Genomic DNA, 19,248 nt, shown 5'->3' on the forward strand with positions numbered 1-19,248 from the left:
CCGCCAATTGAAGGTTGGCGCAAAGGCCCCCTCATCCGACCGCTTCGCGGCCACCTGTGCCTGGGCGAGTCACTTGCCTCGCCCGTCCTTCGGACCCCCGAGGGGAGAAGAGGTTGCGTTGGCGCTGGTTGGCGCCCGACGCTGACGGGCTCCTCTCCCCTCGGGGAGAGGTCAGCCGAGCGAAGCGGAGGCTGGGTGAGGGGGCCTTGGCGCCAGCCCATCTAAACCAGAGGGAGGATCACCATGAAGAAAGAAATCATCGAAGTGCCGGTCATGTCGGCCAAGGTGCGGGCGCTCGGCCTGCCCTGTTCGACAGCGGTGAAGGCCAACGGCTTCGTGTTCATTTCGGCGACGCCGCCGGTGGACATGGTGACCGGCGAGATGGTGCGCGGCGACATCGAGGTGCAGGCCGAGGCGTCGCTGAAGGCGCTGAAACATTGCCTGGAAGCGGCCGGCACCTCGCTGGACAATGTGGTGATGGTGCGCATCTACGCCGTCAACTCCGGCTTCTACAACGCTATCAACCGGGTCTATGCGAAGTACTTCAGCACGAACCCGCCGGCGCGGAGTTTTGTGCCGGTGGCGTCATGGCCGATGGAGTTTGATATCGAGATCGAGTGCGTCGCGGTGGCGTGAGCTGGGTCTCCCTTCTCCCAAGGCTGGGTCAGGTTCGTACCGGATTCGGCCTTTCTGATTTGCGACACGCATGCCCTTCAACGCAGTCGCCGTTTGCCTGCGCTGTGCAGCGGCGTTAGGTTGCCCACGGGTGGTCCGGTGCCTCCACGCGCCAACGCGACTGCTCGAGGAAGCTGGAACCATGAGCACGAGCCCACTACGCGTGGCGGTCGTTGGTGGCGGGATCGGCGGCGCCGCCACCGCTGCCGCCCTGCTTCAACGTGGCATGGACGTCCGTCTCTACGAGCAGGCGGCGGTGCTGGCCGAGGTTGGCGCCGGCGTCGCGATCCAACCGAACGGTGTGCGGATGCTTCGGCGGCTCGGCCTCGGTGACGAGTTGATCCGTTCGGGTGCCAGATGGATCGACCCACAGTTTCGTCGCGCCGATGGCTCCTATGCGGCTGCGATGTGGCCGCCCGAGCTTGCCGGCCAGATCGAGTTTTACGGCATGCACCGCGCCGATTTGCTGGCAATGTTCGTCGACCGGCTACCTGCCGACATCGTCAAGGCTGGCCACAGATGCATCGCCTTCGAGCAGGATGATGATGAGGCCGTCATCACTTTCGCCAATGGTGTGCGCAGCACGGCCGACGTCGTGATCGCGGCTGACGGCATCCATTCGACCCTTCAGCAGTTCGTCGTCGCTCCGTCCGCCCCGCTCTATTCGGGATCGGTCGCCTATCGAGGGGTGATATCGGCGGCTGGTGTCTCGTGGTCGCCAGGAGCGATGCGCAACTGGCTCGGTGCAGGCAGGCATTTCCTCGTCTTCCCGGTGCGCGCCGGACAGCTCATCAACTACGTCGGCTTCGTCACGACCGATGAGCCGATGAAGGAGTCATGGTCGGCACGGGGCGATCCCGCCGCCCTTGCCCGGGAGTTCGCCGGCTGGGATCCAATGGTCGAGACGATCATTGCCCAGGTGAAAGCGACGTTTCGGTGGGGCCTGTTCGATCGCGAGCCACTCGCAGCCTGGACGCGCGGGCGCCTGACCCTTTTGGGTGACGCCGCCCACCCGATGCTGCCGCATATCGGGCAAGGAGCCAATCAGGCGATCGAGGACGCCGTTGCCTTGGCGACGGTGCTGAGCCACGCAGACCGCAAGTCAGCCCCACGGGCGCTGCTGCTCTACGAGCAACTGCGGCGCGAGCGCACTGCCGGCGTCCAGCGCATGTCGCGCGTGAGTGGTGCTCGCTATGACGCCTCTAGCGGCGACTTGCATAGCCGCGACCGCAAGCTTGACGCCCAGCGGCAGGAACGCGCCTGGGTCTGGAATTACGACGCCTATGCCGAAGCCGAGGCCGCCGCCGCGTCGCTCTAAAGCGCGTCGCGTTTGAGCGGATTCAGGCGACGCGCTTTAGGTCTTTGCTTTATGCATGTTGTTCTCGCAAAACCGGGGCCACTTTTGCGCGATGCATTAGGCAAAATACTCCTGCAACGGCCTCACTTCGAGGCTCCCCGCCTTCAGCGCCGCAATCGCTTCCGCCACCGCGGCCGCTCCCGACAGCGTCGTGTAATACGGCACCTTCTGCATCAGCGTGGCGCGGCGCAGTGACTTCGAATCCGACACCGCCTTCTGGCCATCCGTCGTGTTGAAGACGATCTGCACCTGGCGGTTGCGGATGGCGTCTTCGATGTGTGGGCGGCCTTCCAGCACCTTGTTGATTTTTTGCGCGTCGACACCGTTTTCGGCGAGGAAGCGGGCCGTGCCTGATGTGGCCAGCACCTTGAAGCCGAGGCCGGCGAGGCGCTTGACTGCCGGCAAGATGCCTTTCTTGTCCTCGTCGCGCACCGAAACGAACAGCGTGCCGGAGCGCGGCAGGTCGACGCCGGCGCCCAGCTGGCTCTTGGCGAAGGCCAGCGCGAAGTCGCGGTCGAGGCCCATGACCTCGCCGGTCGAGCGCATTTCCGGGCCGAGCAGGATATCGACGCCGGGGAAACGGGCGAAGGGGAACACCGCTTCCTTGACCGCGATGTGACCGGGGTTCCTGGGGTCTGGCATGGCGCCGTAATGGGCGAAGGCGTCTTCCAGTGTCTCGCCGGCCATGATGCGGGCCGCGATCTTCGCGATGGGACGCCCGATGGTCTTGGCGACGAAAGGCACGGTGCGCGAGGCGCGCGGGTTGACCTCCAGCACATAGACCGTGCCGTCCTTGATCGCGTACTGCACGTTCATCAGCCCGCCGACATTGAGCGCGCGGGCCAGGGCCGCCGTCTGGCGCTCCAGCTCGTCGACCAGCTCCGAAGGCAGCGAGTGCACCGGCAGCGAGCAGGCACTGTCGCCCGAATGGATGCCGGCCTCCTCGATATGCTCCAATATGCCGGAGACGAAGGTCGACTTGCCGTCGCACAGGCAGTCGACATCGACCTCGATGGCGCCACTGAGATAGGTGTCGAACAGCAGCGGGTTCTTGCCCAAGAGCGTGTTGATCTGGCCGGTCTTGTCGTTGGGGTATTTCTGCTTGATGTCCTCCGGCACCAGGCCGGGCACGGTGTCGAGCAGATAGGATTGCAGCATGCTCTCATCATGGATGATCTGCATGGCGCGGCCGCCAAGCACATAGGACGGGCGCACGACCAAGGGGAAGCCGAGCTCGCCGGCAACGAGGCGGGCCTGCTCGACCGAATAGGCGATGCCGTTCTTCGGCTGGGTCAGACCGAGCTTGTGCAGCAGCTTCTGGAAGCGGTCGCGGTCTTCGGCCAGATCGATCATGTCGGGCGAGGTGCCGAGGATCGGGATGCCGGCTTTTTCCAGCGCATCGGCGAGCTTCAGCGGTGTCTGGCCGCCGAACTGGACGATGACGCCGACCAACTCGCCCGACGCCTGCTCGGCGCGCAGGATCTCCAGCACGTCCTCCGCCGTCAGCGGCTCGAAATAGAGCCGATCGGAGGTGTCGTAGTCGGTCGACACGGTCTCGGGGTTGCAGTTGATCATGATCGCTTCGTAGCCGGCGTCGCGCAGCGCAAAGGCCGCATGGCAGCAGCAATAGTCGAACTCGATGCCCTGGCCGATGCGGTTGGGGCCGCCGCCGAGGATGACGACTTTTTTCCGCGACGAGACCTGCGCCTCGTTGGCCAGCGCGCCGGCGAACGGCACTTCATAGGTCGAGTACATGTAGGCGGTGGGCGAGGCGAACTCGGCCGCGCAGGTGTCGATGCGCTTATAAACCGGATGAACGTCGAGCTTTTCGCGAATCTTCGCAATCACTTCGACGTCTGTTTTCGTCAATGACGCGAGGCGGGCGTCCGAGAAACCCATCGCTTTCAGCATGCGCAGATTGACGGCGTCCTCGGGGATGCCGTGCTCGCGGATGCGGGCCTCCATGGCGACGATGCCGGCGATCTGCTCGAGGAACCACGGGTCGATCTTGCACATGGCGTGCACGTCTTCCAGCGAGGTGCCCATGCGGATTGCCTGCGCCACCATGCGCAGCCGGTCGGGCGTCGGCGTGCCGAGTGCGGCGCGAATGGCGTTGCGGTCGTCGGCGTGGTTGGCGGTCGCGGCACCGTAGCCGAGGCCGGGGATCTCGATCTCATCAAGGCCCGTCAGGCCGGTCTCCAGTCCACGCAGAGCCTTCTGCAGCGATTCCTGAAAGGTGCGGCCGATGGCCATGACTTCGCCGACCGACTTCATGGCGGTGGTCAGCACCGGCTCGGCGCCGGGGAATTTCTCGAAGGCAAAACGCGGGATCTTCGTCACGACGTAATCGATCGACGGCTCGAAGGAGGCAGGCGTGGCGCCGCCGGTGATGTCGTTCTCCAGCTCGTCCAGCGTGTAGCCGACGGCGAGCTTTGCGGCGATCTTGGCGATCGGGAAACCGGTCGCCTTCGAAGCCAAGGCAGATGAGCGCGAGACGCGCGGGTTCATCTCGATGACCACCAGGCGGCCATCGGCCGGGTTGACGGCGAACTGCACGTTGGAGCCGCCGGTCTCGACGCCGATCTCGCGCAGCACCGCGATCGAGGCGTTGCGCATCATCTGGTATTCTTTGTCGGTGAGCGTCAGAGCAGGGGCGACGGTGATCGAGTCGCCGGTGTGCACGCCCATCGGGTCGATGTTCTCGATCGAGCAGACGATGATGCAATTGTCCGCCTTGTCGCGGACGACCTCCATCTCATACTCCTTCCAGCCGAGCACGCTCTCCTCGATCAGCACTTCGGTGGTCGGCGAGGCGTCGAGGCCGGACTGGACGATTTCGTAGAATTCGGCGCGGTTGTAGGCGATGCCGCCGCCGGTGCCGCCCATGGTGAAGGACGGGCGGATGATGGCGGGCAGGCCGACATGGTCGAGCGCTTGTGCTGCGATCGCCATGCCATGGCTGATGTAGCGCTGCTTGCGGTCGCCTTCGCCGAGGTTCCAGCGGGTTTCCAGTGCGTCGAGCGCGGCGTCGAGATCGGCGGGGGCCTCGGCCTTGACCGCGGCGCGCTCGGCCTCATGCGTCTTGCGGTCGGTGTTCTTGACGTCGGTGGCGTTGGCCAGCATCGACTTCGGCGTTTCCAGCCCGATCTTCTTCATCGCCTCGCGAAACAGCGCGCGGTCCTCGGCCTTGTCGATGGCCGTTGCATCGGCGCCGATCATCTCGACATTGTAGCGCTCGAGCACGCCCATGCGGCGCAGCGACAAAGCGGTGTTGAGCGCGGTCTGGCCGCCCATGGTCGGCAGCAGCGCGTCGGGCCGTTCCTTGGCAATGATCTTGGCGACGACTTCAGGCGTGATCGGCTCGATATAGGTGGCGTCGGCCAGTTCCGGGTCGGTCATGATGGTGGCCGGGTTGGAATTGACCAGGATGACGCGAAAACCCTCTTCCTTCAGCGCCTTGCAGGCCTGGGTGCCGGAATAGTCGAACTCGCAGGCCTGGCCGATGACGATGGGGCCGGCCCCGATGATCAGGATCGACTTGATGTCAGTGCGTCTTGGCATGTCATAGGTCCGTTTGGCGGGCGGCTTGCACAAAAAACCGGGACGGGAAGACCCGGCCGGTTGTGCTCGCGATTCTGGTATCAGGCTAGGAGGGCCTTATAGGGAAGAGTTTTGCGGGATGTAACCCCGAAAATGAGGGATTGGGCAGTAGGGCAGTAGGGCAGTAGGGCAGTAGGGCAGTAGGGCAGTAGGGCAGTAGGATGGCTTCGTGCGCCTTCTAAAACATACTGCCTTACTGCCCTACTGCCTTACTCCCCTAAATTCTAATCCCCCAGCGCCAGCTGATCCGTGATCTCGAAGCGTTCGGACACGCCGACGCGGATCATGTTCAGGCTGCCTTCGCGGGTGAAGCGGAAGTCGCTGGGCGCGTCGGAGCCTGCCGGCTGGCCGGCGACGAAGGAGATGATACGCGTGCCGCCGTCTGGCCAGGTGATCGTGACGTCGGCCTTGTCGCTGCCCTTGCGCACGACGCTGACCGCGCAACGCGTCATCGGTTCGCCGACATAGCGGGCACACGGAATTTCATTGGCGGCATGGCCGGACGGCGGTTCCAGCCGCGCGACGGTCTGCGAGTCAGGTGGCGGGGCAGTGGATGCCCGGGCCGCGACCGGCTCTTCGATCTCGCCGGTCGTCGGGTTTTCCTGCGCAGCGAAAGCCAGGCCGTAGGCATCCTGCATGGCCGTCCGGCCGATTTCGGCGGCTGATTTCTGCGTGCTTTCGGCGCCGGTCACCGGATCGGCGCCGCCAAGCCGCGCCGTCAGGTCGGGCGGTGGCTGTGGCTGTGCAGGGATATCCGAGCCGGTGGCGACAGCATCCGCGCTGTTTGCCGCGGCCGGCGCATCGGCCGGTTTTGTCTCGCCTTCGACATAGGGGGCCGGATTGAGCGGGATGAGGTAGCGCGCCGGCGCCCATCCGCTGGCCTTCGGATCGTCGGATTCAACCTTGCACCACTGATGGCCGTCAATGTCGTTGCAACCGAGATTTTTCACACGCGCACCACTGGCCAGGCGTGTCTCGGTCTTGCCGATCGGCGATGGCTTGGTGCGGAGATTGAGAAGATCATCCGGCGCCAGGCCGGTCACGATGGAGATGACGAGTTCCGGCGCCTCTTCGGCCATCTCTTCAGCCATAGTGGGGGCAATGGCCAGCCATGCCGCCATCAGCAGCGGCACAGCAATCAGCGCATGCAGGGTTGTTCGGAGCGTAACTGTGCGCCTCATCATTTGGCCGTGCGCGGATACTCAAAGACACCATGCCGCGACGGATCGAGCCCGCCGCATGCCCGGCCGGTTTTATAAGGGACGACGCGTCGCCATGTAAGTCCGAAAATTCGACCGCCGTTTCGCCCGTGCCAGCCCAGCCCGCCAGACCGTGAGCAAGCTCAGCCTGAGGCATGAGCAAGCTCAGCCTGACATAAATCCGGTCCTGAGCCCGTGAGCCCATTCCGGCCGGCCCGCTTGTTCGGCCTGTCTGGCCGCGGCCTCATGGTCGTAGTCGACGGCGATGGCCTCGAAGCGGTCGGGCTGACCCGCGCCGCCCAAGGTGACGATGCCATAGCGCGCATGCGGCGAGCCCTGCTCGGAAACATGGGCCGGCGGCGTCGAATCGTCGTAGGCAGGGCAGCCGATGCTACCCGGGTTGAAGATGACGGGACCGTCGGGGATGCGGATCAGTTCCGGGCGGTGGCTGTGGCCGCACAGCGCGATGCGGTAGGCGGGGTCGAGCACCTTCAGCCGGCGCCGGATTGCCGCCAGCGGCGCGCGCACCAACTGGCCATTGACGATCGTATCGGCGAGATATTTCTCGTCGTGGTCGGGGCGGGCGTGGAAGGCGATGACGCAGGGAGTGATCTCCAGCGTCAGCGGCTGGGCGAAAAGCACCTGGCGCTGTGTCTCGGTCAGCCGCTCCTGCGCATAGACATCGGAGGCCCACATGGTCTCGTCGGCCGGGTCGGCGGCGACGCGGCGGTCGTGGTTGCCGCGCACCGTCGGCAGGTTCAGCGCCTGCAGCCGCGCAAACGTCTCGCGCGGCCACAGCGGGCCGGACACGCTGTCGCCGAGATTGACGGTCAGATCGGCGCCGCCGCGCCGCCGCAGATCCTCCAGCGCAGCGTCTAGCGCCAGCACATTGCCATGGATATCGGCGAGGACGGCGATGCGCATAAGAGGAGCTCCGGTGGTGAGGCAGCGTTTCCTCTCCCCCGTTTTGCGGGAGCGAGGAACATCCTCAGGCGTGGATTTCGATGTCGTGGCCGCCGACCGCCGGCAGGGCCGGATCGTCGCCGGCGGCGGCGATGACGCTGTCGAGCAGGCCGGGGAAGCGGGCGTCGAGATCGGCGCGGCGCAGCGTGATCATGCGGTTGGTTCCGACCACCTCGGCGCGGGTGACGCCGGCCTCGCGCAGTTTGGCCAGGTGGTAGCTCAGATTGGTCTTCGAGCCGAGATCGAGGAACTGGCTGCAGTTCAGCGGCACGCCTTGCTTGCTGGCGAGATAGCGCACGATGGCGAGCCGGGTCGGGTCGCCGAGCACGCCAAGCACGATCGGCAGGCTGATCTGGTCCGTATTGGGGTGTGGCAAGGTCATGGCTCGAAACTAAGCACAGTCGGGGCCGATTTCAACGCATCCGTCCTTTTGTGCCCGTACACACTGTTTCTCCGCTTCGCGACCGTGCTGACCGACCGTGCTGACACAGGGCTGTCAGGAGGGTTCTGCTATTTTCCCCTGACTTCATTGACATCATGCCCTGTTATGTCCAATTGTTCAATAACTTTTGAACTAAGGATATCAGCCATGGACAAGCGCCTCTTCTGGCTTGCGCTCGGATCGTTCACGATCTCGACCGAAGGCTTTGTCATCTCCAGCCTTCTGCCCGATATCGCGGCGGACGCCGGCATCTCCATTCCGCTGGCCGGCACGCTGATCACCGCCTTCGCACTCGCTTACGCGGTCGGTACGCCGATCCTGGCGACGCTGACCGGCGAATGGGACCGGCGCCGCGTCATCCTGTGGACGCTGGTGTTCTTCGTGCTCGGCAACATCGCCGCCGCCCTGAGCTCCTCCTTCGAACTGCTGCTGATCGCGCGCATCGTCATGGCGCTGTCGTCGGGCCTGTTCGCGGCAACCGCGCAAGGCACCGCGGTGGCGCTGGTCGATGACCATCACCGGGCGCGTGCCATCGCCGTCGTCGTGGGCGGCACGACAGTGGCCGTTGCGGTCGGCGCACCGCTCGGCGCCCTTGTTGCGGCCTTCGCCGGCTGGCGCGGCACCTTCTATGCCATCGCCGGGCTCGGTGCGCTTGCCGGTGCGATCCTGTGGTACCGACTGCCGCAGGGCATCGTTGGCACCAGGCTGCCCTTGAAGCGCAGGCTGGCGGCTGCGATGCGTCCAGGCGTGATGCCGATCCTTTTGACGACAGTGCTGGCGCTGATCGGCGCCTTCACCGTCTTTGCCTATGTCGCGCCATTGGCCATCGAGGGCGGCGGGCTCAGCCAGATCGCGCTGCCCGGCATGCTGCTCGCCTTCGGCGTCGGTGCCGTCATCGGCAACATTGCCGGCGGCCAGGCAGCCGATCGGTTCGGCGCGACGCATACCGTTGGCTGGTCGCTGGCGCTGAGCGCCGCCATGCTGGTCTTGCTGTCGGTCATACCGGCCTTCCTGCCGCACCATATTGCCGGGCCGGCGCTGATGGCGATGATGGTGCCGTGGGGCATCGTCGGCTGGGCGTTCCCACCAGCGCAGGCGAGCCGCATCATCAAGCTGGCGCCCGATGCCGCCCCGATCGTGCTGTCGCTCAACGCCTCGGCGCTCTATCTCGGCGTGGCGCTGGGCGCCGTGGTCGGTGGTGCGGTGCTGCGCTACGGCGCGCCGGCCGATCTCGGCCTAGTCGCCGCGATCTTCCCGATCATCGCGCTGGGCGTCGTACTGGCCGGCCGCTGGGTGGCCCGGCCGGCCGCCATGCCGGCTGAGTAGGTCCTGTTGGCAACACCGGCCCAACGCCTCAGGGCGTGGCCGGCGGCAGATCGAAATCCAGCGCGGCGATCTCATCGAGAGCCGCGCGCAGCCTTTCCGCCTTGTCGTTGCCGGCCACGTCCTCGAAACGCTGCTGGGCGATGTGCCACAGCTTCATCGCCTCATCGAGCTTGACCAGACCCTGCGGCGTCAACCGCACGCGCTTGATGCGGCGGTCGTCCGGGTCGGCGAAGGTCTCGACATAGCCGTCGCGGATCAGCGGCTTCAGCGTATGGCCGAGCGCCGACAGGTCCATGATCAGCGACGCGGCGATGGCGCCCATCGCCGGCTCGTCGCCGATATGGATCTGGTAGAGCAGGCCCTGCTGCGTGGCCTTCAGGCCCGAAGGAGCCATGACATCATCATAGAACTGGCCGAGCTTGCGCGCCGCTCGACGCAGCATAGCGTTGTTGCAGAGGGTCAGGCCGGGCAGGGTGTCCTTTGACATGATGGGTCCTTGGCGCCGACGAATGATATCCGGCCGCTGCCTCCCAAATAATCCTCGTTGCGATCATTGACAAGATAGTGGCATATGCCTATTTCGCCATTAGTGGTATATGCCACTAATTGAAATCAGATAGCTTTGCCGGCAAGGCGAGGGTGATTGCCCACGGTACCGGCGGCCAGGTCGAAACGAAGCAAATCAGTCGAAGAAGGAACAGGACAATGAGTGGACAGAGCAACAAGGGCACGGCGGTCGTCACCGGTGCTTCGGCGGGCATCGGCGCGGTCTATGCGGACCGGCTGGCAGGGCAGGGCTACGATTTGGTGCTGGTGGCGCGGCGCGCCGACCGGCTGGAAGAGCTGGCCGAGAAGCTGCGTTATGCCTACGGCCGCAAGGTCAGCGTGATCAGCGCCGATCTCGCCGACGACAATGACGTCCGCCGCGTCGAGCAGGCAGTATCAGCCGACGAGAGCGTGACGCTGCTGGTCAACAATGCCGGCATTGGTGGTGCGCAGGTGGTGGCGACGGCAGACGCCGATGCGGCCGAGCGCATGATCAAGGTCAATGTCATCGCCTTGACACGCCTGACCCGCGCCGTGCTGCCGGGGTTTTTGGCGCGCAACCGTGGCGCCGTCGTCAACATCGCCTCGGTGCTCGCCTTCGACACCTCGTTCGGCGGCATCTACAGCGGCACCAAGGCCTATGTCGTCAACTTCACCGAGGCCCTGCAGCGCGAGGTCGCGGGTACCAAGGTGAAGGCCCAGGTGGTGCTGCCCGGCGCGACCCGGACAGATTTCTGGGAAATTGCCGGCAGCGATATCGACCAGCTTCCGAAGGAAATCATCATGACGGCCGACGATCTGGTCGATGCCGCACTTGTCGGCCTGGCCAAGGGCGAAGCCGTTACCGTGCCGGGGCTTGCCGACGCCGCCAAGCTCGACACGTTCCTTGGCGCACGGCAGGCCTTCTACGGCAGCCTGCACGCCGACAAGCCAGCGGCACGCTACGCGGCTTGAAGCAAGGCGTGGCGGTTGGCATTACGCCGACCGCCACATCGGGACGATCGAGGCGGCCAGCACCAGTCCCAGCACGATGTTGAGCGCGCGCCATTGCCATTCGGTCTTGAGCAGCCGGGCCAGCAGCATGCCGGCCACGCACCAAAGCGACAGCGAGGCGGCGGCGGCGAGGCCGAAGGTGGCGCCGAGCAGCAGCGCGAGTTGCATCGGCCCGCTGGCCAGGGCCGCGAACGAGGCTGCGGCGCCCAGCCCCATCGCCCAGCCCTTGGGGTTCATCCATTGGATGCCGGCGCCGCCGAGAAAGCTGTTCGGTCTGGCCATGGTCACATCCAGATTGGGCGGTCCGCTGCGACCGATCTTGATCGCCAGCCAGACGAGATAGAGCGAGCCGATGACCTTCATCGCCAGCTGCAGCGAGGGCACGGCAAGCAGCAGGCCGGCGAGCCCGGCGGCAGCGGCACCCGTCACCGTGGCAAGGCCAGCGGCGCTGCCGACCAGCAAGGGCACGGAACGGCGAAAGCCGAACTGCGCGCCGGATGCGGTCGACAGGGTCGTGGCGATGCCGGGCGTGGTGGTGGCAACGATGGCAAACAGGACGAGAGGGATGATGGGCTCGAACATGCAGCTTCCTCTGTGGGACCGCCATCGTAGCCATGCACTAACTTCAGTAAATGCAATGTTTGCTATGCTTGGCATTAGGATACATAATGCCAAGCATGATCCGAAATCTCGACATGGCGCTGATCCGCACCTTCGTGACCGTCGCCGACAAGGCCAGTATGACGGCGGCGGCCAACGCGCTGCACCTGACGCAAGGTGCTGTCAGCCAGCAGGTCAAGCGGCTCGAGGAGGCGCTCGGTTCCAGCCTGTTTGAGCGCGATCGGCGCGGCTTGCGGTTGACGCGTGCCGGCGAACAGCTGTTCGGCAAGGGCAAGCGCCTGCTTGGCCTGAATGACGAAATCTGGGCCGAAATGGCAGGTACGCCGATGGTCGGGCAGGTGCGGCTCGGCGTGCCTTACGACCTTGTCGGCACCTTGCTGGCGCCGGTGCTGAAAACCTATGCCGAGACCTATCCGCAGGTCGAGATATCGTTGGTCTGCGCCTCGTCGCCGGAACTGACTGCTGCCCTTGCGGCCGGGACCATCGACCTTGCGGTGATCGAGGAACGCGTCGGTCCGTCGGCGGGCGAATGCCTTGCCATCGACCGGCTGGTCTGGGTCGGCGCCAAGGGCGGCGTTGCCCGCGCCAAGCGGCCGCTGCCGGTGTCGATCGTCGCCGACACCTGCGCTTTCCGCCCAGCGGTGCTGGCGGCGCTCAGCGAGCATGGGCTGGAGTGGCGCACGGTGTTCGAAAACGGCAACATCGACGCGACGACGGCGACGGTGCGGTCGGACCTTGCGGTGACCACCTGGCTGGCCTCCACGGTGCCGGCCGATCTCGACATATTGCCATCTGAGTCAGGCCTACCGCCGCTGCCGAATTTTGCCATCAACCTGCATCTTCCGAGGCATGGGGTAGGCCCGGCGGCGCAGGAATTCGCGCGGCATATCCGCGAGGGGCTGGCACGGCGGCCGCAGGCGGCTTGAACGCTTCGCTCCGCTGGAGCACCCCTCATCCGTCTCGGCGCTGCGCGCCGATCCACCTTCTCCCACAAGGGGAGAAGGCAAGATTGCGCGCATGTCCCTGCCAATTACCGACGTTAAAGATTGGCCGAGCCACATGCCCCAGGCTCCGCCTTCTCTCCTTGTGGGAGAAGGTGGCCGAGCGAAGCTCGGTCGGATGAGAGGTGCTCCAGCTTGGCGCCACGTTTCGGCAGTTCTATTTCCAGTTCTTGCGCCGCTCGATCTCGGCGTCGGATGGCTCGCCTGTGACAAACGACCCGGTCTTGATCTCGCTGGATCGTTCGTAGGTCGCCATGATGACGCCGGTGCTGGAGGCCTGCGACTTGATAAGCTTGAAGGCGGCCGGCATCGCGCCATCGCCGAACAGCCGCTTGCCCTTGCCCAGCAATAGCGGGAAGATCATCAGCCGGATCTCGTCGATCAGCCCGTTGGCGAGCAAGGTCTGGATCAGATTGCCAGATCCCTGGATGAGCAAGTCAGGTCCATCCTCCTGCTTGAGGCGGCGCAACGTCGCGACGATATCCGGCCCAAGCGATTGCGTGTTCTGCCAGGTGAGAGTGTCAGGCCGATGCGTCGCCACATATTTGGTCGCAGGGTTGAAGGCATCCGCGATCGGATCTTTCTGATACGGCCAGTACGCGGCGAAGATGTCGTAGGTTCTGCGGCCGAGCAGCAGGGCGAAGGGTTTGGAGAAGAGTTCATCCATTGCCACGCCCGCCACCTCGTCAAAGTAGTGGAAGGTCCAGCCGCCGAACTTAAAGCCGCCGACCGGGTCCTCTTCCGGACCGCCGGGCGCCTGCATGACGCCGTCGAGGCTGACGAATGTCGCAGCGATGATCTTTCTCATTCCAATCTCCCGTTTCTTCAACCCACGCCGTCGTGGCCGGACTTCAACCCAAGGACGGGCGACCGCCTACCGGTCCGACAGGACATGTGAAATTTTGGCAAGCCACCGTCATTTGCGAGGTCCGGTGCGCGGTCTGGCGTCGAGACTTTTCGACGAGAACCAGACATCGCCGAAGATGGCGGTGGCGGTGCGGTCCGGCGCCTTGTCCTGCACCAGCCAGATCGAGCGGCTGCTCGCGGCCTGCTCGCGCGTCGGGATCGTCGCCGCAGGGTCGGCAATCGAGGCGCCGACACAGGGAATGAACCACGATCGCATGAACGGATCGCAGGCGAAGCCGTTTTCGGTGCGGGTCACCATCACCGCCAGCGGGACGCGCTCGGCCGGGCGCCAGGGAAAGATCATGCGGCCGCGTGGCCGCAACGCCTTCAGCCACCCAGCCGGCGGTGCAGCAACGCCCGCATTGACATAGATGATGTCGGATGCCGGCAACGGCGTCGTCACGGCATCGCCATGGACGACCGTTACATTGCCATAGGCTTCGAGATTTTGTCGCGCGAGATCGGCCAGCTTTTCGTCGAGTTCGAAAGCGGTGACGGTGCCGCTGGGCGACACCAGCCTGGCCAGCGCCGCGGTGTAGTAGCCGGTGCCGGCGCCGATATGGCAAACGGCTTCGCCGGGTTTTGGTGCGAGCTTTCCGATCCACATGGCGTGCAGGAACGGCTCGCCATTGTTGATGCCCTTGTCGTCGTCGAGCGCCACCAGCACGTTCTGGTAGATGTGGGCCGGATCGGCGCTCGGCGTCGTGACCTTGCCGTTGCCGGCGATGATCGTCCACGGTCCGGGACCGAGAAACGCTTCGCGCGGCACCTCGGCGAAAACCGTCTCCAGGCGCGGATCGGGCGAGGAGGCGTTGGCGGCCATCAGCCGCGCGTAGAATTTCCTGATGTCTTCGATCCGGGTCATGATGCCGGAGAACATAGCGCGGATTGCCGATTTGTCGCGAGGCTACCCTCTGCGCAGAGGGCAGCCGGCTCTCGGCGAGGCGGCGCTCAGCCGACCCCGAATATGGTATCGTAAAGCAGCTTGAAGTTAAGCACCAGGATGATCGCGGCAACCACCCAGGCAAGGGCTGCGACGCCGCGCGGAATGGCGAGGTTGCCCATCTTCTTCTTGTCTGAGACGAACTGTACCAGTGGGACGACCGCGAAGGGCAACTGCATCGACAGGATCACCTGGCTGAACACCAGCAACTGGCCGGTGCCCTTTTCGCCATAGAGCGCGGTGACGATCACCACCGGGACGATGGCGAGGCCGCGCGTCAGGAGCCGGCGTGCCCAGTTGGGAATGCGCAGGCGCAGGAAGCCTTCCATGATGATCTGGCCGGCAAGCGTTGCGGTCACCGTCGAGTTCAGGCCGGATGCCAGTAGAGCGACGGCGAACAGGATCGATGCGATGCTGAGGCCGAGCAGCGGCGACAGCAGCTCGAAGGCCTGGCTGATTTCGGCGACATCCTGGTGGCCGGTGTTGTGGAAGGCGACTGCCGATACGATCAGGATCGAGGCGTTGACGAACAAAGCCAGCATCAGGGCGATGGTCGAGTCCGTCGTTGCCCATTTGATGGCGTCGCGCTTGCCCTTGTCGGTGCGTTCATAGGCGCGGGTCTGCACGATCGAGGAGTGCAGATAGAGATTATGCGGCATGACGGTGGCGCCGATGATGCCGATGGCGATGTAGAGCATCGCCGGATTTGTGACGATTTCCGACGACGGCACGAACATGGCATGCAGGATCGAGCCGGCCGGCGGGGCGGCGACGAAGATTTGGATGGCGAAGCAGCTGAAGATGATGATCAAAAGCGCGATGACGAAGGCTTCGAGATAGCGGAAGCCCTTGTTCATCAGCAGAAGCACGAGGAAGGCGTCGAGCGCCGTCAGCATCGCGCCGCCGATCAGAGGAATGCCGAACAGAAGCTGCAGCGCGATCGCCGTGCCGATGACCTCGGCCAGGTCGCAAGCGATGATGGCCAGCTCGCAGGCGATCCACAGCACGAAGTTGACCGGACGCGGATAATAGGCGCGGCAGGCCTGGGCAAGGTCGCGGCCGGTGGCGATGCCGAGCCGTGCTGCCAGCGCCTGCAGCAGGATCGCCATCAGGTTGGACAGCATGATGATGAACAGCAGCGTGTAGCCGAACTGCGCGCCGCCGGCGAGGTCGGTCGCCCAGTTGCCTGGGTCCATATAGCCGACCGAGACCATGTAGCCGGGACCCATGAAGGCGAACAGGCGACGGAACCAGACGCCCGAATTCGGCACCGCGATGGAGGAATTGACTTCGCGCAGGCTGGGCTGTTCGTCCTCGTCGGGCCCGGCGAACCGCCATGAGGAACGGGAGGCTGTGGCTTCGGCTTCGGACATGAGGGGAGGCTTTCCGCGAAACTGGGCGATGTTCCCTTAAGCTATGCCATGGCTCAACATTATGCAATATGCTATATTTCATTGTTCGTGCTTTTTATTGAGCTGCTGCCAATGTGCGAAAGGGGGCAGGCGGTTGCGCCTGTGGGGGAATGCAAATAAACGGCCTGAAGAATCAGAGCCCGTGCTATAAAAGCAGCGACGGCTAAAACTCCGAGGAGGAGCGCGTAGTGGCGCTGAAGAACAGACCAGTCCCGCGCGAGCCACTGCCTGACGCCAACGTCCATTCGGAGGGCTTCCGGCAGACGCGCGAAGCGCGCCGCAGCGCGCTTGTCGAGGACTATGTCGAGTTGATCGCCGACCTGATCGAGGACGGCAACGAGGCGCGCCAGGTCGACATCGCAGCAAGGCTTGGCGTTGCCCAGCCGACCGTGGCCAAGATGCTGAGCAGGCTGTGCGCCGACGGTCTGGTGTCGCGAAAACCCTATCGCGGCGTGTTCCTGACCGATGCCGGGCGCAAGGTCGCGGAGGAAAGCCGCATCCGCCACCACACGGTGGAAGCCTTTTTGCGCTCGCTCGGCGTCAGTGCCGAAACGGCGCGCATCGATGCCGAGGGTATCGAGCATCATGTCAGCGCCGAGACGCTGGAAGCTTTTCGGAAGGCGATGACGGCGGCGCGCTGAGCCGCACCCGCCGCCGGATTTCCACTGCCTCCGGAACCCTCGCACGCCAAGCACGTTGCTTCTGACACCCGCGCAAGTCGCGCGGCAAGGGAGGAAGCGATGGGCGTTGAACAGGCACCGACCGCAAAGGGCAAGCAAGCGGCCAAGGGACTGAAACAGGCGGCGGCGAAGGACGAGCGCAAGACCGAGGCCGAAACCGGCCATCCGCTGAAAAAGGGCGCGGCGCGTTTCGAGGAGCGTTCGAAGAGCTCCGACGGCAAGAGTGCCGGCGCCAAGCAGAAAGATTAGACGTCTGTCAGGCCGACGTCAGCGGTTTTGGGTGAAAGCCGTCGGTCGAGACGTGGTGGCGCTTCAGCAAACCGTTCTCTCACTCACGGACATCCTGCACCCAGCTGCGCGGGTGGCCGTCGACGCGGAACTGGAAGATGAAATAGGGCGGGATGCAGGTGCCCTTGCCGGCTTTTGCTTGCGCCAGATCGTCATAGCCTGCCGTGCAGATATAGTCCTCGCGGCAGGGATGGGCCTTGTCGCAGGCGCGCAGGCCGGCGGTCTTGGTGAACTCCCTGGTGCAGAATTTGTGGTCCTTGCCCGACGCGACACAGTCGTTGAAGCCGGTCTTGGCCAATCTGCCGCACGTCGCCTCGTCGGGAAGCTTGTCGCAGCTTGCCTTGCTCAGCATGCCGCCGGGAAAGCCGCCGGTCTTCTGCTGCGGATTGTCGTAGCGCTGGCGCGCGGCACCATAGCCGGCGAGCTTCACTAAGGGTTTCTTGTCCCTTGCCGGGTCGATGGCGCAGGCCTTGGCGGTGGCCGGCGACAGGCGGCAATACTGGTCGTTACCCCAGGTCGACATTTTGATCTCGCCGAACTCGACGGGATCACCTACCGCCGTGCCGGCCTCGCTGACGCAGGTGCCGAAGCCCGGATGGATGGCGCTTTCATGGACGCCAGCGCAGCGCAGGCCCGCGCCGCAGCTCCAGTCCTTGAAGCTTGGATCCTCGCCGCGATAGCAGATCGAGCCCCAGCCATTGTAGAGGTCGGTGCCTTTCAGCGCCGCGGCATATTTCGCATCAGGTCGGGCGGCGAAGCCTCTGACGAAATCCGGATGGCCGCCGGCGGCGAACTGCTCGACGATGGCGCGGCGGCGCGGCAGGTCGGCGAAGAAGACGGCCGAGCCCGGCACGAAGACGGCGTTGCGGCGCGGCTCGCTGGCCGGATCGGCGCCGGTGTAGTGGAAACCGGCTATGCCATGGGTCTGATGGCAGCCGGTGCAGCTCATCTCGTTGAGTCGCAATTCGAAGCCGGCCACCGACTTGATGGTCGAGAGCGTGTTGCCTTTGGCGACATAGTCCCTGAGCGCCTTGTCGATGTCGGCGTCGTCGACCAGCCCGTAGGCGATGTTGTTCTGCGACCGGCTCAGCCCGCCGGGTGCAACGGAGACGGCGCTCTTGGCCAGGAATTTTTCGTCGATGACCAGCCGGCCATGATCGAGGTCGTAGATGTTGCGGTCGGTGAGCAGCCATTTGGTGAAGGACGGCTTGTCGGCCAGCACGGTGGCGCGGTCGATCTGGTTTTCCATCTTCGCTTCATAGAAGCTGGACGTCGCCGGATCCCATTTGAAGATCTTCAGCAGATACTCGGCGTGGCCGCCGAAATCGCGCCGCGTCGAGGCCGACAGCCTGAGCACCTGCATGTTGAGTTCGAGGCGCATGATCTGCGACGAATTCAGCATGGCGCCTGACAGCGGCCCTTCGTCGGAGCGCAGCCAGGCGGCAAGCTGGTCGGGTGGTAGGTCCTTCTGGCCGGCGGCGAGCCAGCGCTGGGCAACATCGGCGCAGGACACATCGGTGGCGCTTGGCAGGTCCTTCGAGGCGCGGGCCTGCGCCTGCCTGGGTTTGGCGTTGAACACCAGGCTCATGGTCAGCGGCAGGCGCGAGGAAATGCGCTGGCTTGCCTTTCCCTTGGCCGGCTTTTCCGCCACCGAATAGTGGAAGCGGTAGATCAGCCGGATCTCGCCGCATTCGGTGTGGCCGAGATAGCCGCGATCCATGCGGTTGACGACGCCGGTGAGGTCCAGCGTCGAGCCGTCGTCATCGATGTATTTCGGGTTGAATTTCTGGCTGGCGTCCTTCGACTTCGCCATGGCAGCGACATAGGGGTCCGGACTGGTCTTCGGTTCGTCGGCGATCTGCTGTTTGACGGTGTCGCGCACCGTCGCCAGTGCCGGCACCGAAAACAGGCCGCGATTGTCGACCTCACGGGTGAGGCCGAGTGCCGGTCCGAGCAGACGGCTGATCGAGAGGCCGCCGCGCTCGAGCGCCTGCAAGGTGGCGGGGTCGGTGACGGCAACGCTGGAATCGAGCGTCACCGCGCCGGCGGCCCGCAAGCCGAGGCAAAACAACGCCGCAATCAGCGACAGGAACGAACCGATCCTCCTCAAGCCCAATACATCCCCCATTGTACGGGCAATGCTACAGGCCTCGCACACTCTCGACCAGAGCGCTGAGGCCGCCATGCCAGCACCGCTGCGGTCTGGAAAAATGCTGTGACTTGGCGCAACCATTGGGATAATTGTTTGTTGGGTTGAGCCGGCCTTGCCGGACAACGGGGAAGTTCGCAGCGCGAG

General features: G+C 64.7%; 17 protein-coding genes. 7 read left to right on the plus strand and 10 right to left on the minus strand.

Translation table 11 applies throughout. The features are described from left to right. Positions 1–243: 243 nt before the first annotated feature. Both C8D77_RS05320 and C8D77_RS05325 read left to right on the plus strand, forming a co-directional pair. On the plus strand, positions 244–636 hold the full coding sequence (locus C8D77_RS05320; RefSeq protein ID WP_109659965.1) for a Rid family hydrolase: 393 nt from the start codon (positions 244–246) through the stop codon (positions 634–636). 181 nt (positions 637–817) lie between these two features. Next, a complete protein-coding gene (locus tag C8D77_RS05325) occupies positions 818–1,993 on the plus strand; it encodes an FAD-dependent monooxygenase (RefSeq protein ID WP_109659967.1) in 1,176 nt (391 codons plus the stop codon). Between the two features lie 96 nt (positions 1,994–2,089). Here C8D77_RS05325 and carB read toward each other — a convergent pair whose 3' ends face one another. The 4 genes from carB to C8D77_RS05345 form a co-directional block, all read right to left on the minus strand. Continuing rightward, positions 2,090–5,593 carry a carbamoyl-phosphate synthase large subunit gene (carB, locus tag C8D77_RS05330; protein ID WP_109661293.1) on the minus strand — a complete coding sequence of 1,168 codons (3,504 nt, stop codon included), beginning with the start codon at positions 5,591–5,593 and terminating at the stop codon, positions 2,090–2,092. Positions 5,594–5,856: 263 nt separating this feature from the next. Continuing rightward, positions 5,857–6,813: an SH3 domain-containing protein gene (locus C8D77_RS05335; RefSeq protein ID WP_342770030.1), complete on the minus strand. Its 957-nt coding sequence runs from the start codon at positions 6,811–6,813 to the stop codon at positions 5,857–5,859. 183 nt (positions 6,814–6,996) lie between these two features. Further along, a complete protein-coding gene (locus C8D77_RS05340; protein ID WP_109659971.1) occupies positions 6,997–7,755 on the minus strand; it encodes a metallophosphoesterase family protein in 759 nt (252 codons plus the stop codon). A gap of 64 nt (positions 7,756–7,819) precedes the next feature. Further along, positions 7,820–8,176, minus strand: coding sequence for an ArsR/SmtB family transcription factor (locus C8D77_RS05345; RefSeq protein ID WP_109659972.1), 357 nt, complete (start codon positions 8,174–8,176; stop codon positions 7,820–7,822). A 207-nt stretch (positions 8,177–8,383) separates the two neighbouring features. On the opposite strand from C8D77_RS05345, the gene C8D77_RS05350 reads away from it, so the two are divergent. Then, positions 8,384–9,562, plus strand: coding sequence for an MFS transporter (locus C8D77_RS05350; protein ID WP_109659974.1), 1,179 nt, complete (start codon positions 8,384–8,386; stop codon positions 9,560–9,562). Positions 9,563–9,590: 28 nt separating this feature from the next. Here the strand turns inward: C8D77_RS05350 and C8D77_RS05355 are convergent, their stop codons facing one another. Next, positions 9,591–10,049, minus strand: a complete 459-nt coding sequence (locus C8D77_RS05355) for a MarR family winged helix-turn-helix transcriptional regulator (protein WP_109659977.1) — start codon at positions 10,047–10,049, stop codon at positions 9,591–9,593. 218 nt (positions 10,050–10,267) lie between these two features. On the opposite strand from C8D77_RS05355, the gene C8D77_RS05360 reads away from it, so the two are divergent. After that, positions 10,268–11,062 carry an SDR family NAD(P)-dependent oxidoreductase gene (locus C8D77_RS05360; protein ID WP_109659978.1) on the plus strand — a complete coding sequence of 265 codons (795 nt, stop codon included), beginning with the start codon at positions 10,268–10,270 and terminating at the stop codon, positions 11,060–11,062. A 21-nt stretch (positions 11,063–11,083) separates the two neighbouring features. On the opposite strand, the gene C8D77_RS05365 is transcribed toward C8D77_RS05360, so the two are convergent. Then, positions 11,084–11,683 carry a LysE family translocator gene (locus C8D77_RS05365; RefSeq protein ID WP_109659980.1) on the minus strand — a complete coding sequence of 200 codons (600 nt, stop codon included), beginning with the start codon at positions 11,681–11,683 and terminating at the stop codon, positions 11,084–11,086. 95 nt (positions 11,684–11,778) lie between these two features. Between C8D77_RS05365 and C8D77_RS05370 the strand changes: the two genes are divergently transcribed. Beyond that, positions 11,779–12,648 (plus strand): LysR substrate-binding domain-containing protein, encoded by an 870-nt coding sequence (locus C8D77_RS05370; protein ID WP_109661295.1) that lies wholly within the window; start codon positions 11,779–11,781, stop codon positions 12,646–12,648. A gap of 232 nt (positions 12,649–12,880) precedes the next feature. On the opposite strand, the gene C8D77_RS05375 is transcribed toward C8D77_RS05370, so the two are convergent. The 3 genes from C8D77_RS05375 to C8D77_RS05385 all read right to left on the minus strand — a co-directional run bounded on the left by C8D77_RS05375 (position 12,881) and on the right by C8D77_RS05385 (position 15,945). Continuing rightward, complete coding sequence (locus tag C8D77_RS05375; protein ID WP_109659982.1) at positions 12,881–13,531, minus strand: dihydrofolate reductase family protein; 651 nt, start codon at positions 13,529–13,531, stop codon at positions 12,881–12,883. Positions 13,532–13,639: 108 nt separating this feature from the next. Beyond that, the gene (locus C8D77_RS05380; protein ID WP_164757763.1) at positions 13,640–14,494 is read right to left on the minus strand and encodes a protein-L-isoaspartate O-methyltransferase family protein; all 855 of its coding nucleotides are present in this window, start codon (positions 14,492–14,494) and stop codon (positions 13,640–13,642) included. 86 nt (positions 14,495–14,580) lie between these two features. Beyond that, positions 14,581–15,945, minus strand: coding sequence for an Nramp family divalent metal transporter (locus tag C8D77_RS05385; protein ID WP_109659987.1), 1,365 nt, complete (start codon positions 15,943–15,945; stop codon positions 14,581–14,583). 227 nt (positions 15,946–16,172) lie between these two features. Here C8D77_RS05385 and mntR point away from each other — a divergent pair, with 227 nt between their 5' ends. Together mntR and C8D77_RS05395 are read left to right on the plus strand one after the other, a co-directional pair. After that, positions 16,173–16,625 carry a manganese-binding transcriptional regulator MntR gene (gene mntR, locus C8D77_RS05390; protein WP_109659988.1) on the plus strand — a complete coding sequence of 151 codons (453 nt, stop codon included), beginning with the start codon at positions 16,173–16,175 and terminating at the stop codon, positions 16,623–16,625. 99 nt (positions 16,626–16,724) lie between these two features. After that, the gene (locus C8D77_RS05395; RefSeq protein WP_109659990.1) at positions 16,725–16,913 is read left to right on the plus strand and encodes a hypothetical protein; all 189 of its coding nucleotides are present in this window, start codon (positions 16,725–16,727) and stop codon (positions 16,911–16,913) included. Positions 16,914–16,992: 79 nt separating this feature from the next. Here the strand turns inward: C8D77_RS05395 and C8D77_RS05400 are convergent, their stop codons facing one another. Then, entirely contained in the window at positions 16,993–19,062 is a 2,070-nt protein-coding gene (locus C8D77_RS05400; RefSeq protein WP_245951639.1) for a hypothetical protein, read from the minus strand. Positions 19,063–19,248 lie beyond the last annotated feature (186 nt).

The sequence above is a fragment of the Mesorhizobium loti genome (genome assembly GCF_003148495.1).
GTDB lineage: Bacteria > Pseudomonadota > Alphaproteobacteria > Rhizobiales > Rhizobiaceae > Mesorhizobium > Mesorhizobium loti.